This window comes from Saccharopolyspora sp. 6V, assembly GCF_020176785.1.
In the GTDB taxonomy this organism is placed as follows: Bacteria; Actinomycetota; Actinomycetes; order Mycobacteriales; family Pseudonocardiaceae; genus Saccharopolyspora_C; species Saccharopolyspora_C gregorii.
This window is the reverse complement of the sequence record NZ_JAIUKB010000087.1, coordinates 1-24,917: the sequence shown is the minus strand read 5'-3', so window position 1 is coordinate 24,917 and position 24,917 is coordinate 1. Positions and strand designations below refer to the sequence as shown.

Genomic DNA, 24,917 nt, shown 5'->3' with positions numbered 1-24,917 from the left:
TCCTCTTCTCGTGCTGGGGGCGGGTGAACGGTCCGTGCACCGGGTCGGGCGGAGCCGGTGGGCCGGTCATCCGGTGGGCCAGTCGTCCGGGGGCCAGGCCGCGCGCAGCAGTGCGAACGCGGCGTCGAATCCGGCGCCGGGATCGCCGGGCACCGACCTGGCGGCGAGGACCAGGTGCGCCAAGGCTCGCGCCGTCGGATCGTCGGCCGGTGCGCCCGCGTCCTCGGCGATGGCGGCGGCGAGGGAGGTCTCGTGCCGCGCCCACATCCGGTCCACGTGCTCGCCCAGGCTCGGCGAACTCCGAACCAGGCGGCGGAATTCGCGGAACCGCGCCCCGCCGTCGTCGCCGAGGAGCGCTTCCCGGACGCCGCTGAAGTACCGGTGCAGCGCGTCCACCACCGATGTCCCGGGCTCGCGGTCGTGCACCGCGGCGACCAGCGCGGCCTCCCGTTCGGCGTCCTCGTCGACGACGAGCGCTTCCTTGCTGGGGAAGTGGTTGAACAGGGTGGTCACCGAGACGTCGGCGGCCTCGGCCACTTCGGCGGTGGTCACCTCGGCGAAGCCGCGTTCGAGGAACAGCTCCAGCGCGGTCTCGGCGATGCGGGCGCGGGTCTGGGCCTTCTTGCGCTCCCGGCGGCCGGCGGGTTCTGGGGTGGGCATGTCGCGGAATCCTAGGTGCGCTGCGGGTTTCCGGCCGTGATGGCCTGGAAGTGGGCGAACGCGTGCGCCGGTCCGCCGGGGCCGATGCAGTCCTCGATGCCGGTCGCGGCTCTGGCGGCGGCTTCGGCGGAGCGGGGGAACATCCGCTCCTCGTAGGCGGCGACGGCCTCGTCCAACGGCCCGCCCGCGGCGATGCGCTCGGCGAGTTCGGCGGCGTCGAGCATCGCCAGGTTCGCGCCCTGCCCGGAGAACGGGGACATCAGGTGCGCGGCGTCGCCGAGCAACGTCACGCCCGGCCGGTGCGTCCAGCGGTGGCCGACCGGCAGCGCGGTGATCGCGCGCACCGCGAACGGGCCCTCGCCGCGGTGCAGCACGTCCCGCAGCACCGGCCCGAAGTCGGCGAACATCTCCAGCAGCACGGCGCGCAGCGCACCGCGGTCCAGGTCGCGTCCCCAGTCCGACGGGCCGCGGAACGCGGCGTGCACCCGGATGACACCACCGCTGTTGCGCTGCGCCAGCAGTCCCTTGCCCTCGTCGAGCGCGAACGTCATGCCGTGCCCGATGAGCTCGGCGAGCTCCGGGTGCGCGCGGTCCACGTCGGTGAGCACCACGTCGACGAACACGACGCCGGAGTGCGCGGGTTCGGCGTCCGAGAGCAGCGGCCGCACCGCGGAACGCGCCCCGTCGGCGCCGACGAGCAGGTCGCAGGTGGTGCTGCGCCCGTCGGTGAAGTCGAGGCGGTGCCGCCCGTCGCCGAGGGGGACGGCGGCGCGCAACCGGCGGTCCCACTCGACGGTGCCGGGTTCGAGCGAGCCGAGCAGCAGGGCGCGCAGCTCGCCGCGGTCGATCTCCGGTTTGAACCGGTCGTCCGGGTCGGCGGGCGCGTCGAGCAGCACGGCCCCGGCCCGGTCGAGCAGCCGCAGCGCTTGGCCTTCCGGCCGGGACGCGGCGAAGAACTCGTCGAGCAGCCCGGCCGCGGTCAGCGCCACCTGCCCGGAATCCCGGTGCAGGTCGAGGCTGCCGCCCTGCGCGCGGTCCACCGGGTCGCGGTCCCGTTCGTGGACGGTGACGGGCAGGCCGTGCCGTTGCAGCACGCGGGCGAAGGTGAGCCCGGCGGGGCCACCGCCGATCACGGCGATCCGGGGCGGGGGAGTGGGCATGGCGGTCCTTCCTGCGGGGCGGGAGCGGGTCCCTCGACGGGAACGGTACATGAAGTGACTTCAAACTTGTAGTCACTACACTTTTGTTCCGGCCGGGGACCGCGAACGCCCCGCCGGGGATCACCGCGGCTCGGGGATCGTGGTCAACGCCCGCAGCGCCGCCTTGTCCGGCTTGCCCGCCGCGGTCAGCGGCACCTGCCGCACCACCCGGATCACGGCGGGCGCGGCGGCCGGACCCAGCTCGGCGGCGACCAGTTCGCGCAGCTCCGCGTGGTCGGGTTCCACGTCCCCGGCGAGCACGAGGTGGGCGTGGATCGCCTCCCCGGTCCGCTCGTCCGGGACGCCGACCACGTACGCCTGGTCCACCGCGGGATGCCCGGCGAGCGCCCGTTCGATCGGGCCCGCGTAGTGCAGGATCGCGTTCACGATCACCACGTCCCGGACACGCCCGGTCAGGTGCAGGAAGCCCGCCTCGTCCAGGTGTCCCACGTCCCGGGTGCGCACCCAGCCGTCGCGCAGCACCTCGGCCGTTTCGGCGGGGTCCTGCCAGTAGCCGCGCAGCGAGTGGGCGGTGCGCACCCACACCTCGCCGTCGGCCCCGGCGGGCAGGGGCAGCCCGTCGGCGTCCCGGACCTCGACCCGCACGCCGTCCCACGGGCGGCCGACGGAGTTCGCGGCCTGCTGCCGCTCGGCGATGTCGGCCGCGGACAGCAGGCTGAGCATGCCGGTCTCGGTCTGCCCGTAGCCCAGGTGCACGGCCGGGCCGATGCGGGCGTGCGCTTCGGCGAGCTTGTGCGGGGCCAGCGGCGATCCGGCGACCAGCAGCATCCGGGCGGCGCTCAGGTCGTGCTCCTGCTCGCCCAGCGCGTCGAGGATCTGGTGCAGCCGCGCGACGGTGAGCAGGCAGGCGGTGATCCGCAGTTCCGCCAGCACCCGCGGGAATTCCGGCGCCTCGCGCGGGATCACCGCGGTGCCGCCGGAGAGCAGGCACAGCGTCAGGTGCTCCTGCACGACGGCGCTGCTGAGCGTGCCGAACAGCAGGAACCGCCGGTACTTCGCGGCGAGTTCCGCGGTGCGCTCGGTCCACGCCGGTGCGTGCCAGCTCCAGTGCCCGCTCATGGCGCGGTAGTCGAACACGGTGCCCTTGGGTGTTCCGGTGCTGCCGCTGGTGAACACGACGAGCGCGGCGTCGTCGAGCTCGCCGCGCGCGACCGGGGTCTCCTGCGCGCGCAGCAGTTCCGGGCCGAGTTCGAGCACCCGGGCGGCCCCGGCGGCCTCGTGCAGCTGCGGGCGCGGGTCGTCGGTGACGACGGCGCGCACGTCCTGGCCGAGCACGTGCGCGAGCTGCGCGGCGGTGAGGCCGGGGCGCAGGCCGACGACGCGGCAGCCGAGGACGTGCGCCGCGATCTGGACGGCGAAGCCCTCGGGCGTGACGGCGGTGTCGATGGCGACGCCGTGGCGCGGGCCGAGCCCGGCCGCGCGCAGCCCGGCGGTGCACCGGCCGATGAGTTCCAGCAGCTCGCCGCGCACCACGATCCGGTCGCCGTGCTCGAACGCGGGGGTGAGCGGGTCGGCGCCGAGCGCGTCGATCACGGACTGCGGAAAAGGTTGTGCCCGAGATCGGTGTTCATGGTCACCCGAGTCTGTTCTCTCTCCCATTTTTACCGCTTTCCGTCAAATAGTCGTATGGATTCGGTCGCTCGGAGCACGAGTTTCCCGCTGGCGTTCGGACAATGGGGATCTCTACCATTCCGGCGGATCTCCAACCACGGGAAGATGCTGTGATCTGCATCACGTGTACGGGTTGACCCGCTGTGCTTTAAGGTTCAAACAATCCGTTGTTTGTGCTGGTGGGAGGCGAATCAACCAGTGTCCGAAGAGCGCTCTCTTGATTATCTCGTGATCGGCGCCGGCCCGGCAGGACTCCAAGCCGGATATTACTTGGAGCGGGCCGGACGCAATTATCTCATCGTCGAGTCGGGAGAGTCGCCCGGTACATTCTTCGCCGAGTTCCCGCGGCACCGCAAGCTCATCTCCATCAACAAGGTGCACACCGGATGGGACGATCCGGAACTGAACCTGCGCACCGACTGGAACTCGCTGCTGTCCGAGGAGAACGCGCCGCTGCTCACCTCGTACACGCCGCGCTACTTCCCGGCCGCCGACGACCTGCTGCGCTACCTCGCCGACTACGCCGAGACCCACCGGCTGCGGATCCGCTACGGCACTCGCATCGTCGAGGTCGCCAAGCCCGACGAGTTCGTCGCCCGCGACCAGAACGGAAACACCTACCGGGCCCGGCGCGTCATCGTCGCCACCGGCGTCACCCGGCCGCACATCCCGGACATCGACGGCGTCGAGCACGCCGAGCCCTACACCGAGATGTCCGTCGACCCCGAGGACTACACCGGGCAGCGGGTGCTCATCATCGGCCGCGGCAACTCCGCGTTCGAGACCGCAGACGGGCTCATCGAGAACGCCGCCGTCATCCACGTCGCCGGGTCCGGCTCGCTCAAGCTCGCCTGGCAGACCCACTTCGTCGGGCACCTGCGCGCGGTGAACAACAACTTCCTGGACACCTACCAGCTGAAGTCGCAGAACGCGCTGCTGGACGGGCGGATCCTCGGCATCCGCAGGGACGGCGACTCCTACCTGGTGCGGGTCAGCTTCGAACGCGTCGACGAGGTCGTCAAGGAGATCCGCTACGACCGGGTGCTGCTGGCCACCGGATTCCGGTTCGACGCCTCGATGTTCGCGCCCGAATGCCGGCCCGAGCTCACCATCGCCGACCGGTTCCCCGCGCAGACCGCGGCGTGGGAATCGGTGAACGTGCCCGGGCTGCACTTCGCGGGCACCATCACGCAGGTCCGCGACTTCAAGAAGTCCACCAGCGGCTTCATCCACGGCTTCCGCTACGGGGTGCGCGCGCTGCACCGCATCCTGGAGCGCCGCGACCACGAGGTGGCCTGGCCCGGGACGGACGTCCGGGGAACGCCGGAAGCCGTCACCGACGCGATCATCGAACGGGTCAACCGCAGCTCCGCGCTGTGGCAGCTGTTCGGGTTCCTCGCCGACGCCGTGCTGCTCGGCCCGGACGGCGCGCGCTACGCCGAGGAGGTGCCCCTCGACCACCTGCACGAGACCGCGCACACCGGCGAGTTCGGCGAGGTCGACTCCTACCTGACCATCACCCTCGAATACGGCGCGGACCACGACCGGGTCAACCCGTTCGACGTCGAGCACAGCCGCACCTCCCAGCAGGACACCCGTGGGCTCGACGGCCGCTACCTGCACCCGGTGGTGCGGCACTTCCGCGGCGGCGAGCTGCTCGCCGAGCACCACATCACCGAGAACCTGGAGAACGAGTGGGACAGCGAGCAGGTGCACCGCGCGCCGCTGCGCGAGTTCCTGCGGGGGCGGGTGGCGGCACCGGCGGGTGCCCGGTGAACCTCTTCGCCGACTTGCACGACCGGGCGAAGGAACTGCTGGAACCGGCGATCCACGACTACTACGCGGGAGGGGCGGCGGACGAGTTCGCGTTGGCGGACAACGAGAACTCGTTCGCCCGGCTCGCGCTGCTGCCGCGGATGCTGCGCGGCGGCCCGCCACCGGAGCCGCGGGTGGACCTGCCGGGAGCGCCGGGCGCGGCACCGGTCCTGGTGGCGCCCACGGCGTTCCACCGCCTCGCGCACCCCGAAGGAGAACTGGCCACCGCGCGCGCGGCGGCGGCCACCGGAACCGTGCTGATCTCCAGCATGGCCGCCACCACCGCCGTCGACGAGGTGGTGGCGGCCGCGCGGCAGGTGCGCTCCGACGCCGCGGTGTGGTTCCAGCTGTACCTGCAACCGGACCCCGAGGTGACGGCCCGCCTGGTGGAGCGCGCCGAGTCCGCGGGCTGCACCGCGCTGGTCGTCACCGTGGACTCGCCGGTGTTCGGCGACCACGTGCGCGACCGGCGCAACGGCTTCCACGACCTGCCGCCCGGGTACGAGGCGGCGAACATGCGCGACCTGCCCGGCGGCCCGCCCGGCGGCACCCGCGACATCGAGATGTCCCCGGAGATCTCCTGGCGGCACCTGGAGGTGCTGCGCGCCACCACCGCGCTTCCCGTGCTGCTGAAGGGGATCCTGCACCCGGACGACGCGCACCTCGCCGTCGCCCAGGGCGTCGACGGGATCATCGTGTCCAACCACGGCGGCAGGCAGCTCGACGCGGCCCCGGCGCCGATCGACGTGCTGCCGCGCATCACCCGCGCCATCGGCGGCACCCTCCCGCTGCTGCTCGACGGCGGGGTGCGCCGCGGCACCGACGTGGTCACCGCCCTCGCGCTCGGCGCCGAAGCCGTCGGCATCGGACGTCCCGTGCTGTGGGGGCTCGCCGCCGACGGGGAGAAGGGCGTGCGCGAGGTGCTGGACCGGATCGGCGCCGACGTGGTGCGCGCCATGGCGCTGTGCGGGGTCCGCGGCCCCGACGACCTGACCGCGGATCTCGTGGTACCGCGCGGATTCGGAGGTCTCCGGTGAAACCGGTGCGCCTGCTGCCCTGGGTCGCCGTCGCGGCCGCGCTGACCGCACCCCGCTGGCTGCCGCAGCGGGTCGTCGCGCTGCGCGGCAAGGTCTTCGAACTCGTCAACGGGGACGACGCGATCACGCTGCCGAACGAGCGGTTCGGCCCGGAGCGGTTCCGCGAGGTCTACTCGCACCCGGCCGCCGGTGGGCGCAGCGAAGGCGCGGGGCTCTCCGACCTGTTCTGGTACTGGCTGTCCCCGGGACCCGAGGTGCACCAGGAGCACCTGGAGGCCGGGCCGCGCTACGACGACGTCGCCCGCACCACGCAGCGATTCCTCGCCGGGTCCAGCGACGCGCTCTCCGCCACCGCGGCGCGCTGCGCGGCGAAGGTGCTCGACGAGCTCGCGCCCGATCGGCTCGGCGTGCACCGGCTGCGGGACCTGATGATGCCGATCTGGGCGGAGTTCAACTACGAACTCGTCTTCGGCGAACCCTGCCCGCGGCGGGCGCGGGAGCTCATCGTCGGCAACGCCGCCGATGTGGTGAACGCGCTCAAGTGCACCGACCTGCGGCACCCGCGCCGCCGCGCCCGGCTCACCCGCTACCTGCGGTCGCGGGTCGACGCGGGGGACGTGGTGCACGAGCTGCCCGGCGCGCTGTCCACTTCGGAGCAGGTGCACTACCTGCAGGGGACGTTCTTCAACACCTCCGTGGTGCAGCTGTCCGAGGGCATGGCGCACCTGCTGCTGGTGCTCGCCCAGCACCCGCACGTGCAGCGGCGCCTCGCCGACGAGCCCGGCGACGAGCGCTACTTCGCGCACGTGCTGGACGAGACGATGCGGGTGTTCCCGCTGTTCGGCATCGCGCACCGCATCACCACCGACGACATCCGGGTCGACGAGCGCACCACGCTGCCGCGCGGATCGGTGCTGTGCTTCAGCTACCCCGACTACCACGCCACCGGGCACCAGGACCCGGAGACGTTCGACCCGTCCCGCTGGGAACGGCTGTCGGCGAAGGACGCCGCGCACATCCCGTTCGGGGTGGCCGCGAACCGGCCGTGCCCCGCGTGGCGGCTGTCACCGCTGGCGATGCGCGCGGTCACCCGCGAAGTGCTGGCGCGGTTCCGGCTCGAATCCAGCGTGCGGCACACCCGTTCGCTGCCCTCCCGAGGGCCGTGCGTGCTGGTGCGCCGCGGCACCGCGCGGGACACCCGGGCGCTGCTGCGTTTCCTGCGGATCCGCGATCGGTGGGAGGACGTGGAGCGCAGCGTGCGGCAGCTGGTGCTGGGCACCTGGATGGTGCTGGACGCGCGCAGGCAGCGGCTCGCCGGCCGCCACTTCGAACGGCTCCGGCAGCAGGAACCGCCGCCGGGCTGCCCCGCGCACCGCTGATCGGGCCGGGGCCTCCGCGACCGGGAGGCCCCGGCACCTCGCGCCGTGCACCGACATCCCCGCACCGCAACGGATCCACGTCCGATCCACCGCCACCGGAGGAACCGCATGACCCCGACGGAGCTCGCCCCCGCGTTCTTCCTCGCCGCCATCGTCATCCTGCTCGCCTGCCGCCTCGTCGGCCGGGTGCTGCGCGCTTTCGGCCAGCCGCCCGTGGTCGGCGAGATGGTCACCGGCGTCGTGCTCGGCCCCTCGGTGCTCGGACTGCTCGCGCCCGGCGTGGAGCAGGCGATCTTCCCCGACGAGCTGCGGCCCGTGCTGTACGTGGTCGGCCAGATCGGGCTCGTCGTGTTCATGTTCCAGGCCGGGTACGAGTTCCGGGTGGACAAGATCCGGCAGGTCGCCGGTTCGGCGGCGTTGATCTCGGCGGCCGGGGTGGTCGTGCCGATGCTGCTCGGCGTCGCGCTGGCCTGGCTGGCCGCCGGGCACGTCGACATGTACCCGCCGGGCGTCCCGCTGCTGGTGTCGGCGCTGTTCGTGGCCGTGGCGCTGTCGATCACCGCGTTCCCGATGATGGCGCGGATCATCACCGAGCGCGGCCTGTCCGGCACCCGGTTCGGTTCGCTCTCGCTGGCAGCCGGGGCGCTCGACGACGCGGTGGCGTGGGTCCTGCTGGCCGGGGTGCTCAGCATCTCCGCCGCCAGCATCGGGCCGTTCGCCGTCGCCGCAGGCGGCAGCGCGCTGTTCGTCCTCGCGCTGGTCGCGATCGTGCGCGCCGGGGGCCGCATCGACGCCGCGCTGCGGCGGCTCGCCCCCGAGCAGGTGCTGATGGTGGTGGTCGTCGCCGTGTTCCTCGCCGCCTGGTACACCGACCAGATCGGGTTGTACGCCGTGTTCGGCGCGTTCAGCCTCGGCGTCGCGCTGCCGCGGTCGGCGGCGATGGACGGGGCGGTGCGGACGATGAAGCCGGTCGCCGTGCTGTTCCTGCCGCTGTTCTTCACCTACTCCGGGCTGAACACCGACCTGGCGCTGCTGGTCGACTCCGGGGTGCTGCTGTTCGCGGTGGGCGCGGTGCTGGTCGCGGTCGCGGGCAAGCTCGGTGCCTGCTGGGCCGCGGCGCGGCTGGCGGGGGAGTCGAACTCGGTGGCCACCCGCGTCGGGGCGCTGATGAACGCGCGCGGGCTGATGCAGCTCATCGCGATCAACGTGGGGCTGGCGGCGGGGATCGTCACGCCGCAGCTGTTCAGCGTCCTGGTGCTCGTCGCCCTGGTCACCACGATCATGGCGACCCCGCTGCTCACCCTCATCGACCGCCGCGAACGCCGCGCCGCTCCTGACCCTGAACCGGAACCGGTCGCCTGATCCGTGGCGGGGGCGGTGCACTGGGGTGGCGGAACCTCGGGCCGAGCATCGCGCGGTGAGATCGGCATGGCGGGGACTCAGGCGGCGCCCAGTTCGTGGGAGATGCGGGTGGCCGCCCTGGCGGTGGCCCGGCCCGCCGCGTCGAGGTGGTCGGCGAGGCGCTGCGCCGGGGCGGACAGGTTCAGCGCCGCCACCACCCGGCCGCGGAAGTCCCGGACCGGCGCGGACACGCCCACCAGGCCGGTCTCGAACTCCTCGCGGACCTGCGCGTAGCCGGTCCGCGCCGCCTCCCTGATCCGCGACCACAGCTCCGGCAGGGTGCGCACCGTCGACCCGGGCGGCGTCGCGCCGAGCTCGGTGCCGAAGCGCACGTACAGCTCGTCCGGCGTCACGTCCTGCAGCAGCACCCGTCCCGCCGAGGTGCACGGCGCGGGCACCCCGCGGCCCTCCCAGTCGTGCACGCGGAACGAGTGCCCGGACACCGACAGCAGCGTCAGCACCTCCCGCTCCCGCAGCACGCACAGGTGGCTGGTCTCCTCGACCTCCGCGGACAGGGCGCGCATCACCGGCTCCGCCGCGCGCACCAGCCGGTCCCCGGTGGTGCGGGCGACCAGTGAGAACAGCCGCCAGCCCAGCCGGTAGGCCAAGGTGTCCGGCTGCCGCTCCACCACCCCGGCCTCGGCGAGCGCCTTGAGCGCCCGCGACACCTGGCTCTTGTCCCGCCCGGTCAGCACCGCCAGCCGCGACACCCCGAGCCCGCCCGCGCGCTGCGCCTCCGCCGAACCCAGCGCCTCCAGCAACTCCAGATCACGCCGCAGAGCACTCATGTCTTCAACGATGCCTTTTCGTCGGCTCCTTTTGCAGGGCACTGGGGTGGCGGAACCTCAGCTGCTTCCTCGCTGCGGGATCGTTTTCACCGGTGGCTCCGCCACAGGAGAAAACGCTGTCCTCGCGAGGAAGCAGCTGAGCACCCGCGGGTGGTTCCGCTGCTCGGGTGGTCGGCGGTTCAGCGGCTTCGCCGCTGCCAAGCAACTGCGGGCGCGGTTCGGGGCGGGGTCGTCCGGTTGTCGCCAGTGCAACTCGGGTCTCGATCGGTCGCGGTGGGTTGTCCTGCGGGCCGGCGGGTTCCTAGCTTCGGTTCCGGGAGGTCAGATGAAGATCACCGACATCTCCGTGGACCGGCTGCGGCTGCCGCTGGACCCGCCGCTGCACGCCGCCTGGGACCCGCGCCCGCGGGAGCACTTCGACGCCACCGTGGTGCGGGTGCGCACCGATGAGGGCATCACCGGCATCGGCTCCGGTGACACCATGACCGGGTTCGACGCGGTGCGGCACCTGTTCGTCGGCACCGATCCGCTGCGGATCGACCGGCACGTCAAGGCCATCGAGACGGCCAACTTCCACGGCGGTGCGTTCTGGCCGCTGGAGGCCGCGCTGTGGGACGTCATCGGCAAGGCCACCGGGGTGCCGGTGTCGGTGCTGTTCGGCGGTGCCGCCGACGCGCTGCCCGCCTACGCCTCCACCGCCGAGCTGAAGCCGCCCGCCGAGCGCGTCGAGTCGGCGCTGGCCGCGCGGCAGGCGGGGTTCCGCGCCATGAAGATCCGCATCGCCCCGGACGGCGTCGAGGAGGGCATCGCGACCGTCGCCGCCGCCCGCGACGCCCTCGGCCCGGACTTCGACATCATGGTGGACCTCAACCAGTCCTGGCGGATGGCCGGCGACACCGCCGACGCGGTGGACTTCGCCACCACCGCGCGCACCGTCCGGCGGCTCGCCGAGATCGGCGTGAGCTGGGTCGAGGAACCGCTGCCGTACCACGACCTCGCCGGGTTCCGCGCTCTGCGCGCCCGGTACCCGGAGGTGCGCATCGCGGCGGGGGAGATGCAGCACTCGGTGCCCGACCTGCTGCGCTACCTGGAGCAGGACGTCCTCGACGTCTACCAGATGGACGTGGTGCTGGCCGTCGGCATGCACCGGGCCCGCACCATCGCCGAGCTGGCCCGGCTCAAGCACCGCCACTTCACCCCGCACAGCTGGACCAACGGCATCGGGCTGCTGGCGAACCTGCACGTGGCCGCGGGGGTCGGTGGCGGGCCGCACTTCGAGTTCCCCTACGACCCGCCCGGCTGGACGCCGCGGCGCCGGGACTTCCTGCTGGCTCGGCCCGTCGAGGTCCGAGCGGACGGCGCGGTCGCCGTGCCGCAGGTCCCGGGTCTCGGCGTGGAGCTCGACGAGAACGTCATCGCCGACACCAAGATCGGAGGAATCCCGTGACCCCCGACCTGGACGCGCCGAGCTCGGCGCTGATCGGCACGCCGGAGACGCGGCCGTTCATCGACGGTGAGTTCGTCGCCACCGGCGAGACCTTCCCCAGCACCAGCCCTCGCGACGGCACCGAGCTCGCCAGGGTCGCGGCCTGCACCGCCACCGAGGTGGACCGCGCGGTGCGCGCCGCCCGCACCGCGTTCGACGACGGCCGCTGGCGGGGGCTGGATCCGGGGCGGCGCAAGGAGGTCCTGCTGCGCTGGGCCGAGCTGATCCGCGAGCACGCCGACGAGCTGGCGCTGCTGGACAGCCTGGAGATGGGCAAACCGCTCGCCGAAGCCCGCCGCGTCGACGTGGCCGGCGCCGCGCACACCCTCACCTGGTACGCGGAGGCCGTCGACAAGACCTCCGGCGAGGTCGCGCCCGCCCCGCAGGACGCGCTGGCGCTGGTCACCCGGGAACCGCTCGGCGTGATCGGCGCGGTGGTGCCGTGGAACTACGCGCTGCTGATCACCTCGTGGAAGATCGCGCCCGCGCTGGCCACCGGCAACTCGGTGGTGCTGAAACCGGCCGAGCAGACCTCGCTGGGCGCGCTGCTGCTCGCCCGCCGCGGCGCCGCGGCGGGCCTGCCGGACGGGGTGTTCAACGTGGTACCGGGCCGCGGCGAGCAGGCCGGGCAGGCGCTGGGCAGGCACCCGGACGTGGACAAGATCGCGTTCACCGGTTCCGCCGAGGTCGGCCGCCGCTTCCAGGTGTACGCGGGCGAGTCCAACGGCAAGCAGGTCGCCGTCGAGGCGGGCGGCAAGTCGCCGCAGCTGGTGCTGCCGGACGCCGACCTCACCGCGGCGGCCTCGGCGATCGCGTGGGGGATCTTCTACAACGCGGGGCAGACCTGCAACGCCGGATCGCGGCTGGTCGTGCACCGCGACGTCGAGGACCGGCTGCTGGCCGAGGTGGTGCGGCTGACCGAGGAGACGTTCCGCGTCGGCGACCCGCTCGACCCGGCCACCGTCGTCGGCCCGCTGGTCGACGAGGCGCAGCTGCGGCGGGTGTCCGGGTACGTGGCGCGCGGCCTCGCCGACGGCGCCACCGCGGTGCTCGGCGGCGAAGCGCTGCACGGCACCTTCTTCCCGCCGACGATCCTGGCCGGCGTGCCGCCGGAATCGCCCGCGGCGCGGGAGGAGATCTTCGGGCCGGTCCTGACCGTGCTCGGCTACGACGGCGACGCGGACGAGGGCGTCCGGCTCGCCAACGACACCGAGTACGGGCTGGTCGCCTCGGTGTGGACCCGGGACGTGACGACCGCGCACCGGGCGGCGCGGCGGCTGCGCGCGGGCACCGTGTGGGTCAACACCTTCGACGCCAGCGACGTGATCACGCCGTTCGGCGGGTTCGGCGCCAGCGGGGCCGGGCGGGACAAGTCCCTGCACGCGCTGGCCGGGTGCACCGCGCTCAAGACCACCTGGATCGACCTGTCCTGACCGGAGGTGTCCGCATGCGCGACCAGGAGCTGCCCGCCGACGGGCTCAGCATCGAACCGACCTGCCGCATCGAGTTCGGCCCGGGGCGCATCGCCGCGCTGCCCCGGCTGATCGACGAGCTCGGCCACCACCGGGTCTACCTGATCACCGACCGGGGCGTGCGCGCCGCGGGAATCCTGGACCGGGTGCTGGCGGTGCTGGCCGAGGCCGGGCTGGAGCACGCCGTCTTCGACGACGTCGCCGCCAATCCCACGTTGTCCACTGTGGAAACCGGTGCGGCGGGGCTGGAGCGGTTCGGCTCGGCCGCCGTGGTCGCGCTCGGCGGCGGATCACCGCTGGACGCGGCGAAGGCCATCGCGCTGCGGGCCCAACCGCGGCTTCCGGGGCTGCCGCTGGTGGCGATCCCCACCACCGCCGGGACCGGCGCCGAGACCAACGGATTCGGCGTCATCGAGGACCCGGCCACCCGCCGCAAGGTCTATCTGGGACACGCCTCGGTGCGGCCCGCCGTCGCCGTGCTCGACCCGGAGCTCACCACCGGGCTGCCCGCGCGCATCACCGCCGCCACCGGGCTGGACGCGCTGGTGCACGGCATCGAATCGCTGTCGTCCCGTGGCGCGAACCCGATCTCCGCGGCCTACGCGGCGCAGGCCATCGCGCTCGTCGCCCGCTGGCTGCCCGTCGCGCACCGGGACGGCACCGACCTGGAGGCGCGTTCCCGGGTGATGCTGGGCGCGCACCTGGCGGGGCAGGCGCTCACCCTGTCCGGGCTGGGACTGGTGCACGGCCTCGGGCACGCGATCACCGGTCATGCCGGGACGCCGCACGGCGTGGCGCTGGCCGCGGTGCTGGAGACCGTCATGGAGTTCAACGCCGACACCGCGGGGGAGGCCTACGCCGACGCGGCTCGCGCCATGGGGGCCGGCGGTGGCGCGGCCGCGGCGATCCGGTGCGCTCGCGACCTCGCCGACGGGCTGGAGATCCGCTCCCCGCTGCGGGACCTGGGCGTGCGGCGCGACATGCTGCCCTCGATCGCCGCGGCGGCGGCCGCTGACCCCGTGACCCGCAACAACCCCGCCGACGCAGCGGAACCCCAACTCCACGACCTCCTCCAGACCACCTACTGACCGGTCACCGGTCACCCCCGTCCGCAGGCCTGCCCGGAGCGGTCATGTTTCGTTGTCCTGTCAGCGGCGAAGCCGCTGAGCTGACGACCACGCACGCAACCGGCACCGCCGCGGGTTCTCAGCGGGATTCTCGCGAGGACAGCGTTTTCGCCTGTGGCGGAGCCACCGGTGAAAACGATCCCGCAGCGAGAATCCCGCTGAGGTTCCGCCACCCGCCCCACCCCGCAACAGGAGTTGAGCCGGCTCGTCACCGCCGTTCGAGTACGCCGCGGATGAAGGCTGCTTGTCCGGCGTGCTGCAACCCGTCCGCGAGCACGCTCACCAGGCGCACCCCGCGGGTGACCGGCGGGCTCCAGTCCGCGTCGATCACCTCGTCCAGGTCCGCGTCGGTGAGCGCGCGGACGTAGCTGACGGTCCGCTCGTGCACCGCGTCCTGGTAGCCGAGCAGGAGCTCGGCGGAGGCCTGCACCTGCGCGACCTGGCCGGAGCTGTGCCCGTAGCCGATGTCCGCCGCGTCGAAGGGCAGGTCGAACCGGTCCCGCCAGCCCTCGGCCAGCCACGCCTGCTCGGTCCCGGCGGCGCCCGCCAGGTGGTCGTCCTGCACCCGCGTGAGGTGCCAGGCGAGCCAGGCGATGGTGTTGGCCTGCGGGTCGAGGCGGAACTCCAGCTGCTCCGGTTCGAGTCCGCGGACCGCCTCGTGCACCGCCCCCTGGATCCGGTCGTATCCGTCGACGAGCACGTCTGCGCTGGTCATGTCGCTCAGCGTCCCTTCCCGGTGGTTCGGATGCTCCGCGCCCCACGGTACGGGCAGGCACCGGCGCGGGCACCCGACACCGAGTCCGATCCGTCCGGTTCCCCGACACGTCGAGTCCACAGTGTACGAAGAACACGTGATCGAACAGTCCCCGCGATCGCCTTGAAGCCCGGTGGCCGTGCGGGTAGACACCTCGGAGGAACGAGTCCCCCGCGCCCACCGGGCGCGCGACCGAACGTGAGGTGCCATGAGCGACGCGGAACCGACCTCGGTGGAACGAGCGCGGGCCCTGCTGGCGCGGCACCCGGTCCTGGACGGGCACAACGACCTGCCGTGGGCGCTGCGCAAGCACCGCGCCTACGACCTGGAGCGGCTGGACATCGCCCAGGACCAGTCCGCGTCGCTGCACACCGACCTGGCGCGGCTGCGCGCGGGCGGGGTCGGCGGTCAGTTCTGGTCGGTCTACGTGGAAGCCGAGCTGCAGGGCGCCCGCGCGCCCCCCGCCACCCTGGAGCAGATCGACTGCGTGCTGCGGCTGGTCGAGCGGCACCCCGACCGGCTGCGCCTGGCGGGCACCGCAGCGGAGGTGCGGGCCGCGATGGCCGACGGTCACATCGCCTCGCTGATGGGCGCCGAGGGCGGGCACAGCATCGCCTGCTCGCTGGCCACGCTGCGCGCCTTCCACGCGCGCGGTGTGCGGTACCTGACGCTCACGCACAACGACAACGTGCCGTGGGCCGACTCGGCGACCGACGAACCCGCCGCGCACGGCCTCACCCGCTTCGGCGAGGAGGTGGTGCGGGAGATGAACCGGATCGGGATGCTGGTGGACCTCTCGCACGTCTCCGCCGACACCATGCGGCACGCCCTGCGCGTCTCCCGCGCCCCGGTGATCTTCTCGCACTCGTCGTCGCGCGCGCTCTGCGACCACCCGCGCAACATCCCCGACGACGTGCTCGCCGCGCTGCCCGCCAACGGCGGCGTCGCGATGGCGACGTTCGTGCCCACGTTCGTGCGGCAGGAGACCCGGGACTGGCTGCGCGACTACGAAGCCGCGCTGGCCGCCGCGGGGATCGACGCGGACGACGGCGAGCGGGTGCGCGCGTTCCGCGCCGAACACGAGGCCGAGCACCCGTGCCCGCGCGCCACCGCGGCCACCGTCGCCGACCACCTCGACCACATGCGCGAGGTGGCAGGCATCGACCACCTGGGGATCGGCGGCGACTTCGACGGCGTCGTCAGCACCCCCGAGGACCTCGCCGACGTGGCGGGGTACCCGAACCTGTTCGCCGAACTGATCGATCGCGGCTGGTCCGAAGAGGACCTCGCGAAACTGGCCCACCGCAACGCGATCCGCGTGCTCGGTGACGCCGAACGGGTCGCGGACCGGCTGCGCGCCACCGAGCGCCCGTCGGTCGCCACCATCGAGGACCTGGACGGCTGACCCCGCCGCCCCGCCCGAATCGGGGGAGCATGCACCATGCGAGCACCACCCACCGAGGTGATGTTCGCCGTACCGGGAACACCCGCCGCGGCGGCGGAGTTGTTCCCACGAGTCATCCGGAGCGAAAGAGGTATTCATGTCGAAGCTGGCGCAGGTAGGCGTCACCGGTCTCGCGGTCATGGGGCGCAATCTGGCCCGCAACTTCGCGCGCAACGGCTACACCGTGGCCGTGCACAACCGCTCCGTCGGACGCACCCACGAGTTCATGGAGCGCTTCGCCGAGGAAGGCGAGTTCGTCGCCGCCGAGTCCGCGGCCGACCTGGTGGCCTCGCTGGAGCGCCCCCGCCGGGTCGTCATCATGGTCAAGGCGGGCGGCCCCACCGACGCGGTGATCGACGAGCTGGCCCCGCTGCTCGACGAGGGCGACGTGATCATCGACGGCGGCAACGCGCATTTCGAGGACACCCGCCGCCGCGACGAGGCGCTGCGCGCCCGCGGCCTGCACTTCGTCGGCACCGGCATCTCCGGTGGTGAGGAGGGCGCGCTGAACGGCCCGTCGATCATGCCGGGCGGTTCCGCGGAGGCCTACGAGTCGCTCGGGCCGATGCTGGAGAAGATCAGCGCCCACGTGGACGGCACCCCCTGCTGCACGCACGTCGGCCCCGGCGGCGCCGGGCACTTCGTGAAGATGGTGCACAACGGCATCGAGTACGCCGACATGCAGCTCATCGCCGAGTCCTACGACCTGCTGCGGCACGCGGGCGGGCTGGAACCGGCCGCCATCGCCGACGTGTTCCGCGGCTGGAACGAGGGCAGGCTCGCCTCGTACCTGGTGGAGATCACCGCCGAGGTGCTCACCCACACCGACGCCCGCACCGGCTCCGCGTTCGTGGACGTCATCCAGGACCAGGCGGAGCAGAAGGGCACCGGCCGCTGGACGGTGCAGACCGCGCTCGAACTGGGCGTCCCGGTCTCCGGCATCGCCGAGGCGGTGTTCGCCCGCAGCCTGTCCGGGCACGGCGACCTGCGCGAAGCCACCCGCGGCCTGGCCGGTCCGCAGCCCGCCGCGCTGTCCGGGGAGGACGCGAAGCGGCTCGCCGAGGACGTGGAGCAGGCGCTGTACGCGTCGAAGGTCGTGTCCTACGCGCAGGGCTGGAACATGATCTCGGTGGGCAGCCGTGAGTACGGCTGGGACGTCGACCTGGGCGCGATGGCCACGATCTGGCGCGGTGGCTGCATCATCCGCGCCGCGTTCCTGGACCGGATCCGCAACGCCTACGCGGCGGACCCGGCGCTGCCGACGCTGCTGGCCGACGCCGAGTTCTCCCGGGAGCTCGCCGCCGCGCAGGACGCGTGGCGCCGCGTGGTGGTCACGGCCGCCGAGCTGGGCATCCCGACGCCGGGCTTCTCGGCGGCGCTGTCGTACTACGACGCGCTGCGGGCGGAGCGGCTGCCCGCCGCGGTGACGCAGGCGCAGCGCGACTACTTCGGCGCGCACACCTACCGGCGCACCGACGTGGAGGGCTCGTTCCACACCCGCTGGGACACGAACCGGGACGAGGAATCGGCCTGATCGGTGCCACCAGGGCCCGCGGTGCGCTCCGGCGTGCCGCGGGCCCGCCGCGTCCGTGGCCCGTTCGGCGGTCGACTTGCCCGGTCGGGTGCGGCGGGGTGGCGCGCGGTCGATCCCGTCCCTCGTCCGCCGGTGCCGTTAGGCCGACGGGGTGCATTCGGTAACGACCGTCCGTGTTCGGCGACATGTCCATCGAGCCTGGTGAACGGCATCGGGCCCGATGCGCCCTCCGGGGCGGAAAAGAGAAAACGGACATGGGTATGCGGACGTTCCCGCAGCTGCCGAACACGTCCTCCCGGCCGCGGCCGCACCAGCGCAAGTGGCCGTGGATCACCGGTGGCGTCTTCCTGCTGCTGTTCGTCGTCGGTCTGGCGGCCTCGTGCGCTTCGCCGCCGCAGGCCGAGCGGGCTCCGGTCTCCCCGGTGGCGACCACCCCGGTGCCGGTCGAACCGGCGGAAGCGGAGGTCGCGGAACCCGAGGTCGCGGAACCCGAGGTGGCGCTGCCGGTCGTCGAGGGTCGCGGCGCCCGGGCGGTGCTCGACGAGCTGCGCGCGCTGGGGCTGACCGCGGTGACCGCGGTGTCCGACGACGCGTCCTCGGCGGTGCCGGTGCCGGAGACCTGGGTGGTCAGCGCGATCGAACCGGCGGCGGGCACCGCGGTGCGGCTGTCGGCGCCGGTCGTGGTGCGGCTGGTCGCGCCCGCGCCGCCGAGCCCGGCGCGGCTCCCGCGCACCGTGGACAGCGCCCCCGAGGCCCCCGTCGACCCGGCACCCGAGCCGGAGCCGTACGTCGCGAAGACCTACGACGCCCCGGAACCGTCGGTGTACTACCAGAACTGCGACGCGGCCCGCGCGGCCGGCGCGGCACCCGTGTACCGCGGCGACCCGGGCTACCGCCCGAAGCTCGACCGGGACGGCGACGGCATCGGCTGCGAGGACTGACCCATCGGGGGGGGGGGGGGGGGGGGGGGGGGGGGGGGGGGGGGGGGGGGGGCGGGGGGGGGGCCGCGGGGGGGGGCGCGGGCCCCCCCCCCGCCCCGCGCCCCCCGGGGGGCGGGGGCGCGCCCCCCCCGCACCGGGATCAGCCTTCCAGCTTCGCCCGCAGGAATTCGAGCGTGGCGCCCCACGCCTTGGCGCCCTGCACCGGGTCGTAGGTGCCCATGTGGTTCTCGTCGTTGAAGAACGCGTGCCCGGCCGGGTAGATCCGGAAGTCCGGGCGGGTGCCGGACTCGTTCTCGATGCGGTCGGCGAGCGCTTCGACGGCGTCCGGCGGGGCCATGGCGTCCTGCTCGCCGAAGTGCCCGAGCAGCGGCGCGGTCAGGTTCTCGAAGCTGGGGTAGTCCTCGCCGAGCACCCCGTAGAACGGCACCGCGGCGCCGATCTTGTCGCCCTGCTGCGCGGCGAGCACCAGCACGAATCCGCCGCCCATGCAGAACCCGACGGCGCCGATCTTCTCGCTGGTGACGGCGTCGAGGGACAGCAGGTGGTCCACGGCCCCGCCGAGGTCGCGGGCGGCGCCCTCCACCGGCAGCTCCTGCAAGAGCTGCCCGGCTTCGTCGGAGTCGTGCGTGGTGCGGCCGCCGTAGAGGTCGGGGGCGAGCGCGACGAACCCTTCGGCGGCGAGCCGGTTGGTGACGTCGGCGATGTGGTCGGTGAGCCCCCACCACTCCTGGATCACCACGACGCCGGGCCCGCTACCGGATTCCGGCAGGGCGAGGTAGCCGTGCGCGGTGTGCCCGTTGCTGGGGAAGGTCACGTTCTGCAAGGGGTTGTCAGCCATGCCCGCATTGCACCACCTGCGGGCACCGGTCGGCATCGGGTGGGGTGGGTGGCGTCAGAGTTCCCGCAACCGGGTCAGGACCGCCTCCAGCACGGCGAGGTCCGGGCGCGGCCGCCGCGCCGGTTCGGCGAGGTCTCCGCTGCGCAGGTGGACCCAGCCGGTGCCGTACCGCGCGCGGTCCGGCGCGGGGAGCCCGCCGCGCCCGTCGACGGCGCTCACCGGGACCGCCGGGACAGGTCGAGCGCGCACGCCGGGCAGCGGCTCCCGGTCCACCCCGGCAGCACGGCGAGGCCGTCGGGTGCGAAGCTCCGGCCGCACCGCGCGGTGAGCTCCCGCCCGCGCGCGGCCGGGTGCCGGACCTCGAACGCGTGGCTGATCAGCCCGGTCACGCCGAGCGCGGTGCTGCGGTAGCGGGCGAAGAAGATCATCGCTGCTCCCGCGGGGCCGGCCGGCGGTGGGCGAGCGGTGGCACGTGCCCGGCCCGCTCCCGGCAGTCCGGGCACACCCCGGAGGGCAGCAGGAACCCGGGCCAGGACGGGCGGACCTCGCGTCCGCACAGCGCCCGCGTCACGCATCCCGGCGTCCACCGCCAGTCGGCGGGTACCGCGTGCGACACCGACCGGTACCGGCTCCCGACCCATTTCACCCCATGTCCACCATCACTCATGGTGGCAGTGTCGTGACGGAGGGTGCGTGGACGTCAGGTCAGCGGGGTGGTCATCATGGGTAACCGTGGGTCTGCCCAACGAAGCACTGCGTGCGGCGCGGCTCCGGGTCGCGTCGAGCCGCGCACCCGGTGAGCCGATGTCGAGGTCCGAGCTGGCGTCCGCGGTGTCGGCGTGGTTGTGGCGGGAGACCGGCAAGCGCCACGACCTCGACCCGCACCTGCTGGCGAAGTGGGAGCGGGGTGCGGTGCGGTGTCCGACGGCGCCGTACCGGGCGGCGTTGCGCGCGGTGCTGGGCGTCGCCTCGGACGCCGATCTCGGTTTCGCCGACTCCGTTCCGGAACCACCGCTGCCCCCGGCCGGGCCCGACCCGGCGGAGCACGGCCCACCGGCGGGCGCGGACTACGTCGAGTCGTTGCGGGGTGCGGTTCGGCAGTTCGTGCGGATGGACTCCTTGCTCGGTTCGGGGGAGGTGGTGGATGCGGTGGTGCGGCGGTTCCGGGATGCGCAGCGGGTGTTGGCGTCGGGTCGGTATCGCTCGGGTGTGGAGCGGGATCTGGAGGTGGTGGCGGCGGAGTTGGGTGAGGTCGCGGGGTGGATGTTGATCGATGCGCAGCGGCATTCCGAGGCGCGGGCGGTCAATGCCGAAGCGTTGATGTTGGCGCAGATCGCGGGGGACACCTCGATGCAGTGGTTCATCCTGTCGAACCAGGCGTTGGGGAGCACGTACTCCGGTCGGCAGCGGGAGGCGCTGCGGATCGCTGAGCGCTTCGGCGAGGACGCCCGGATCCCGGTGCGGGTGCGGGCGTTGTTCCGGCTCCGCAGTGCTCGCGCGCTGGGGCACCTCGGCGACGGGCCCGGGGCGTTGCGCGCGTTCGACCGAGCGCGGTCGACCTTCGAGGACGGTGTCAGCGACCGCGACCCGGCGTGGGCGTGGTGGTTCGACGAGCGGGAGCTCGACGGGCACGCCGGGAGCCTGCACGCCTCGCTGGGCAGGCACGCCGAAGCATTGCCGTTGCTGAGCAGCGCGGTGGATCGCGCGGAGGGGAAGGAACGCCAGCGGTGGGCGCTCTACATCCACCGGGCGTGCCTGCTCGATTCGGCGCTGGCGGCCGGAGCGGTCGTCGAAGCGGAGCGGGCCGCGGTCGCGGTGGCGCCGATGCTCGGCCAGATGAACTCCGCGCGCACCGAGAACCGGCTGCGCCGCGCGCTCTCCCGCACGTCGCGGGCACCGCTGCCCAGCACCCTCGCCGACGTCCTCGACCACCTCCGCCACCGCCTGCCGCAGCGCTGAGCGCCCACCGCGCCACGCCCCGACTCACCTGGGTCGGGGTGCGTCAGAGCTGGTCGATGGCGTGCACGGCGGAGACCTCGTAGAGGTGCGGTTCGTAGGACTCGGCCACCTCGGCGGCGGCGGTCATGTGCGGCTGCGCGACCGGGTTCGCGAGCATCGCGCGGAACGCGTCGGCGTCGCTCCACTGCGCGTAGTTGACGACCTTGGTGCCGTCGGTGCTGGCGTGGATGTTCGCGGACACGAAGCCGGGCAGCGTGATCATGACCTCTTCGGTCGCCTGGTCGAGCAGGTCCACGAGCTCGCGCTGGCGCTCCGGGCGGACGGTGAAGACGTTGATCAGGGTGGCCAGCGGCGCGCCCTGCTCGATGGTGCTCGGCATGGGGTTCTCGCAATCGTCGGTGTCAGCTTTCTGACACAAACATTCTGTGTCAGGAAACTGACGTGAGTCAAACCGGCGCCGACCCGGCCACCCGGTCGTGCGCCACCGGCCGCACGGTTCGGCGAACCTCGGCGGCACGGCTCGATGTGCTGCGGGGACACTGTGCTGCGATGACCGAGTTCTCCAGCCTCCCCGACCTGCCGGTGAAACCGGTGCTCGGCGAGGTCGCCGACGCGCTCGTCGAGCACGGCACCACCGTCCTGGTCGCCCCGCCCGGCACCGGCAAGACGACGCTGGTGCCGCTGGCGCTCGCCGAACGCGGGCTGCGCGTGGTCGTGGCCGAACCGCGACGGCTCGCCACCCGCGCCGCCGCCCGCCGGATGGCCGAACTGCTCGGCGAGGAGGTCGGCGGGACCGTCGGCTACTCGGTGCGCGGCGAGCGCAGGCGCGGCGCGCGCACCCGCGTCGAGGTCGTCACCTCCGGCCTGCTGGTGCGCAGGCTGCAATCCGACCCCGAACTGTCCGATGTGGACGTGGTGGTGCTGGACGAGTGCCACGAGCGGCACCTCGACGCGGACCTGCTGCTCGCGCTGCTGCTCGACGCCCGCGACGGGCTGCGCCCCGACCTGCGGCTGCTGGCGACCTCGGCGACGCTCGCGGCCACCCGCGCGTCCGAAGTCCTCGGCGGCGCGCCGGTGCTGTACGCCGAGGCTCGCACCTTCCCGGTCGAGCACCGCTACCTGCCGCCGAACCGGCGCGAACGCATCGAAGCGTGCGTGGCGCGTGCGGTGCGGACGGCGCTCGACGAGCAGGACGGTGACGTGCTCGCCTTCCTTCCCGGTGCCGGGGAGATCCGCCGCACCGCTGCCGCGCTCGCCGACCTGTCCGATGTGGACGTTCTCCCGCTGCACGGACGGCTGCCGCACGCGCAGCAGGATTCCGCGCTGCGGCAGGGGAAACGGCGCAAGGTGGTGCTCGCCACCGCCGTCGCCGAATCGAGCCTCACCGTGCCGGGCGTGCGCGCAGTCATCGACTCCGGCCTGTCCCGGGTGTCCCGGGTGGACACCCGGCGCGGCCTGGCCGGGCTCGCCACCGTGCGGGTGTCGCGAGCCGCCGCCGACCAGCGCGCCGGCCGCGCCGGGCGGCAGGGGCCCGGTTTCGCGTACCGCTGCTGGCCCGAGCACGAGCACAGCACGCTGCCCGCGTTCGCCGAACCCGAGATCCGCACCGCCGAACTCACCCGGCTCGCCCTGGAACTGGCCTGCTGGGGTACGCCCGACGGAACCGCGCTCACCTGGTGGGACGAGCCGCCCGCCGGTCCGCTCGCCGCCGGGCAACAGGTGCTGCGTGGCCTCGGCGCGCTCACCGCCGATGGTGCCGTCACCGGCCGGGGGACGCGGCTCGCCGAACTCGGCCTGCACCCGCGGTTGGCGCGCGCACTGCTCGACGGGGCCGAACGGGCGGGCGCGCGGACCGCGAGCGAAGTCGTGGCGCTGCTCGACGACGACACCGTCACCGATGAGTCCGATGTGGACTCGGCACTGGCCCGGTTGCGCCGCGGCGGTCCCGGATCCGACCGGTGGCGGCGGGAATCCCGCAGGCTCGCCGAGCGCGTCGACGGCACCGGGCGAGGTGGTTCGGCGGCGGAGGTCGTCGCGTTCGCCTACCCGGAACGCATCGCGCGCCGCCGCGCCGCCGACTCGCCGGTCTACCTGATGGCCGCCGGCACCGCCGTCGAACTGCCCGCCGGATCACCGCTGCGGCACGCCGAATGGCTCGCCGTCGCCGTCGCCGACCGCGAACCCGGCGCCGCCCACGGCACCGTGCGCCTCGCTGCGCCCATCGACGAAGCGCTCGCCCGGCGGGTCGCGGCCGCGCTGCACAGCACCCGGGACGAGGTCGGCTGGACCGGCGGGGACGTGCGTGCGGTGCGCGCCGAACGCATCGGCGCCATCACCGTGGACAGCAGGCCGCTGCGCGAACCCGACCCGGCACTGCTGCGGGCCGCGCTGCTCGACGGGCTGCGCCAGGACGGGCTCGGCCTGCTGGCGTGGAGCCAGGACGCGACGCGGCTGCGGCACCGCATCGGCTTCCTGCACGAGGCGCTCGGCGAACCGTGGCCGGCCGTGGACGACGAATCCCTGCTGTCCCGGGCCGATTCGTGGCTGGAACCGGAGCTGTCCCGGGCGCGCGGACGCGCCGACCTGGCGCGGATCTCCGCCGGGGGAGGACTGCGGCGGTTGCTCCCGTGGGATCGGGCGTCCCGGTTCGACGCACTCGCGCCGGAGAGCGTGGAGGTGCCGTCCGGATCGCGGATCAAGATCGATTATTCGGGAGAGCGGCCGGTGCTGCCGGTGAAGGTGCAGGAGGTCTTCGGCTGGCGCCAGGTGCCGCTGCTCGCCGACGGGCGGGTTCCGCTGCTGCTGCACCTGCTGTCCCCCGCCGGGCGGCCCGCCGCGGTCACCGCCGACCTCGAATCGTTCTGGACGACCGGCTACCCGCAGGTCCGCGCCGACCTCCGCGGCCGCTACCCGAAGCACTCCTGGCCCGACGACCCCACCACGGCGACCCCGACCCGCCGAACCCGCCGCCCCACCTGACCGGTGGGAGGAGTGAACGGACTGTTCGTCCCATCTGGTTGGTCGGAGGGTCCGTTCACTCCGGGCCTGCGGCGGTCGTGCGGTCGCCGTACGCGTTCGACCGCTGGTCAGCGTCGTGCACGGCGTGCGTCGAGGTGGCGCCACCCGAACCGGGCCGCCGCCACCGCACCCACGGCGATGGCGGCCCAGCACAACGCGCGCGTCCAGGGCGCGAGGTCCGCGGTCAGCCACAGCGCGCCCTGCGCGACCAGCGCCACCGCGGACCAGAACCGCTGCCCGTACTTCGGATCGAACTCCGCGGGCGCCCGCGCACCTCGCCGCATCCGGCACCTCCTCCGCACGATCGCCCGCGACCCTACGCGGGGCCGGCCGGGCGCGGCGCCGGTTCCGCCGGATCGGCACCGCACGCCCGAGCGGCCGTTCCCGGGCGCGGGGTGAACGGACCGTTCGTCCGATCTGGTTGGTCGAACGG

The 24,917-nt window shown here is 73.6% G+C and carries 23 protein-coding genes; 12 read left to right on the top strand and 11 right to left on the bottom strand.

Annotation, left to right across the window (positions count from 1 at the left end; translation table 11 throughout):
* Nucleotides 1-66: 66 nt before the first annotated feature.
* The 3 genes from LCD35_RS17730 to LCD35_RS17720 form a co-directional block, all read right to left on the bottom strand.
* Nucleotides 67-660: a TetR/AcrR family transcriptional regulator gene (locus LCD35_RS17730; RefSeq protein WP_224961702.1), complete on the bottom strand. Its 594-nt coding sequence runs from the start codon at nucleotides 658-660 to the stop codon at nucleotides 67-69.
* Between the two features lie 11 nt (nucleotides 661-671).
* Nucleotides 672-1,820, bottom strand: a complete 1,149-nt coding sequence (locus LCD35_RS17725; protein WP_224961704.1) for an NAD(P)/FAD-dependent oxidoreductase — start codon at nucleotides 1,818-1,820, stop codon at nucleotides 672-674.
* 120 nt (nucleotides 1,821-1,940) lie between these two features.
* Complete coding sequence (locus LCD35_RS17720; RefSeq protein ID WP_225044485.1) at nucleotides 1,941-3,413, bottom strand: class I adenylate-forming enzyme family protein; 1,473 nt, start codon at nucleotides 3,411-3,413, stop codon at nucleotides 1,941-1,943.
* Between the two features lie 276 nt (nucleotides 3,414-3,689).
* Here LCD35_RS17720 and LCD35_RS17715 point away from each other — a divergent pair, with 276 nt between their 5' ends.
* The 4 genes from LCD35_RS17715 (at nucleotide 3,690) to LCD35_RS17700 (ending at nucleotide 9,084) form a co-directional block, all read left to right on the top strand.
* Nucleotides 3,690-5,267, top strand: a complete 1,578-nt coding sequence (locus LCD35_RS17715) for an NAD(P)-binding domain-containing protein (protein WP_224961708.1) — start codon at nucleotides 3,690-3,692, stop codon at nucleotides 5,265-5,267.
* A complete protein-coding gene (locus tag LCD35_RS17710) occupies nucleotides 5,264-6,343 on the top strand; it encodes an alpha-hydroxy acid oxidase (protein ID WP_224961710.1) in 1,080 nt (359 codons plus the stop codon). Before LCD35_RS17715 ends, LCD35_RS17710 begins: the two co-directional genes overlap by 4 nt.
* On the top strand, nucleotides 6,340-7,722 hold the full coding sequence (locus tag LCD35_RS17705) for a cytochrome P450 (protein ID WP_224961712.1): 1,383 nt from the start codon (nucleotides 6,340-6,342) through the stop codon (nucleotides 7,720-7,722). Before LCD35_RS17710 ends, LCD35_RS17705 begins: the two co-directional genes overlap by 4 nt.
* 108 nt (nucleotides 7,723-7,830) lie before the next feature.
* A complete protein-coding gene (locus LCD35_RS17700) occupies nucleotides 7,831-9,084 on the top strand; it encodes a cation:proton antiporter (protein ID WP_224961714.1) in 1,254 nt (417 codons plus the stop codon).
* Between the two features lie 77 nt (nucleotides 9,085-9,161).
* On the opposite strand, the gene LCD35_RS17695 is transcribed toward LCD35_RS17700, so the two are convergent.
* Nucleotides 9,162-9,911, bottom strand: coding sequence for an IclR family transcriptional regulator (locus LCD35_RS17695; protein ID WP_224968596.1), 750 nt, complete (start codon nucleotides 9,909-9,911; stop codon nucleotides 9,162-9,164).
* 325 nt (nucleotides 9,912-10,236) lie between these two features.
* Between LCD35_RS17695 and LCD35_RS17690 the strand changes: the two genes are divergently transcribed.
* The 3 genes from LCD35_RS17690 to LCD35_RS17680 are packed head-to-tail and all read left to right on the top strand — an operon-like array spanning nucleotide 10,237 to nucleotide 13,957.
* Nucleotides 10,237-11,358, top strand: coding sequence for a mandelate racemase/muconate lactonizing enzyme family protein (locus LCD35_RS17690; RefSeq protein WP_225044484.1), 1,122 nt, complete (start codon nucleotides 10,237-10,239; stop codon nucleotides 11,356-11,358).
* Nucleotides 11,355-12,830, top strand: a complete 1,476-nt coding sequence (locus LCD35_RS17685) for an aldehyde dehydrogenase family protein (protein ID WP_225044483.1) — start codon at nucleotides 11,355-11,357, stop codon at nucleotides 12,828-12,830. The genes LCD35_RS17690 and LCD35_RS17685 overlap by 4 nt, the downstream gene beginning before the upstream one ends.
* Nucleotides 12,831-12,844: 14 nt before the next feature.
* Complete coding sequence (locus tag LCD35_RS17680) at nucleotides 12,845-13,957, top strand: iron-containing alcohol dehydrogenase family protein (protein ID WP_225044482.1); 1,113 nt, start codon at nucleotides 12,845-12,847, stop codon at nucleotides 13,955-13,957.
* A gap of 247 nt (nucleotides 13,958-14,204) precedes the next feature.
* On the opposite strand, the gene LCD35_RS17675 is transcribed toward LCD35_RS17680, so the two are convergent.
* On the bottom strand, nucleotides 14,205-14,711 hold the full coding sequence (locus tag LCD35_RS17675) for a DUF664 domain-containing protein (RefSeq protein ID WP_224961724.1): 507 nt from the start codon (nucleotides 14,709-14,711) through the stop codon (nucleotides 14,205-14,207).
* Nucleotides 14,712-14,958: 247 nt separating this feature from the next.
* Here LCD35_RS17675 and LCD35_RS17670 point away from each other — a divergent pair, with 247 nt between their 5' ends.
* The 3 genes from LCD35_RS17670 to LCD35_RS17660 all read left to right on the top strand — a co-directional run bounded on the left by LCD35_RS17670 (nucleotide 14,959) and on the right by LCD35_RS17660 (nucleotide 18,669).
* On the top strand, nucleotides 14,959-16,155 hold the full coding sequence (locus LCD35_RS17670; RefSeq protein ID WP_224961726.1) for a dipeptidase: 1,197 nt from the start codon (nucleotides 14,959-14,961) through the stop codon (nucleotides 16,153-16,155).
* Nucleotides 16,156-16,291: 136 nt separating this feature from the next.
* On the top strand, nucleotides 16,292-17,728 hold the full coding sequence (gene gndA, locus LCD35_RS17665) for an NADP-dependent phosphogluconate dehydrogenase (RefSeq protein WP_225044481.1): 1,437 nt from the start codon (nucleotides 16,292-16,294) through the stop codon (nucleotides 17,726-17,728).
* 254 nt (nucleotides 17,729-17,982) lie between these two features.
* Nucleotides 17,983-18,669 (top strand): excalibur calcium-binding domain-containing protein, encoded by a 687-nt coding sequence (locus LCD35_RS17660; protein ID WP_225044480.1) that lies wholly within the window; start codon nucleotides 17,983-17,985, stop codon nucleotides 18,667-18,669.
* 139 nt (nucleotides 18,670-18,808) lie between these two features.
* On the opposite strand, the gene LCD35_RS17655 is transcribed toward LCD35_RS17660, so the two are convergent.
* From LCD35_RS17655 to LCD35_RS17640, 4 genes are read right to left on the bottom strand one after another with little or no spacing between them, the layout of a single operon-like run.
* Nucleotides 18,809-19,507, bottom strand: a complete 699-nt coding sequence (locus LCD35_RS17655) for a dienelactone hydrolase family protein (protein ID WP_225044479.1) — start codon at nucleotides 19,505-19,507, stop codon at nucleotides 18,809-18,811.
* A 54-nt stretch (nucleotides 19,508-19,561) separates the two neighbouring features.
* The gene (locus tag LCD35_RS17650) at nucleotides 19,562-19,726 is read right to left on the bottom strand and encodes a hypothetical protein (protein WP_225044478.1); all 165 of its coding nucleotides are present in this window, start codon (nucleotides 19,724-19,726) and stop codon (nucleotides 19,562-19,564) included.
* On the bottom strand, nucleotides 19,723-19,935 hold the full coding sequence (locus tag LCD35_RS17645) for a hypothetical protein (RefSeq protein WP_224960701.1): 213 nt from the start codon (nucleotides 19,933-19,935) through the stop codon (nucleotides 19,723-19,725). The genes LCD35_RS17650 and LCD35_RS17645 overlap by 4 nt, the downstream gene beginning before the upstream one ends.
* Entirely contained in the window at nucleotides 19,932-20,174 is a 243-nt protein-coding gene (locus tag LCD35_RS17640) for a hypothetical protein (RefSeq protein WP_224960698.1), read from the bottom strand. Before LCD35_RS17640 ends, LCD35_RS17645 begins: the two co-directional genes overlap by 4 nt.
* A 65-nt stretch (nucleotides 20,175-20,239) precedes the next feature.
* Between LCD35_RS17640 and LCD35_RS17635 the strand changes: the two genes are divergently transcribed.
* Nucleotides 20,240-21,466 (top strand): hypothetical protein, encoded by a 1,227-nt coding sequence (locus LCD35_RS17635; protein ID WP_225044477.1) that lies wholly within the window; start codon nucleotides 20,240-20,242, stop codon nucleotides 21,464-21,466.
* Nucleotides 21,467-21,509: 43 nt separating this feature from the next.
* On the opposite strand, the gene LCD35_RS17630 is transcribed toward LCD35_RS17635, so the two are convergent.
* Complete coding sequence (locus tag LCD35_RS17630; protein WP_224960694.1) at nucleotides 21,510-21,845, bottom strand: antibiotic biosynthesis monooxygenase; 336 nt, start codon at nucleotides 21,843-21,845, stop codon at nucleotides 21,510-21,512.
* Nucleotides 21,846-22,015: 170 nt separating this feature from the next.
* On the opposite strand from LCD35_RS17630, the gene hrpB reads away from it, so the two are divergent.
* The gene (hrpB, locus tag LCD35_RS17625) at nucleotides 22,016-24,445 is read left to right on the top strand and encodes an ATP-dependent helicase HrpB (protein ID WP_225044476.1); all 2,430 of its coding nucleotides are present in this window, start codon (nucleotides 22,016-22,018) and stop codon (nucleotides 24,443-24,445) included.
* 107 nt (nucleotides 24,446-24,552) lie between these two features.
* Here hrpB and LCD35_RS17620 read toward each other — a convergent pair whose 3' ends face one another.
* Nucleotides 24,553-24,768, bottom strand: coding sequence for a hypothetical protein (locus tag LCD35_RS17620; RefSeq protein ID WP_224960690.1), 216 nt, complete (start codon nucleotides 24,766-24,768; stop codon nucleotides 24,553-24,555).
* Nucleotides 24,769-24,917: the final 149 nt, after the last annotated feature.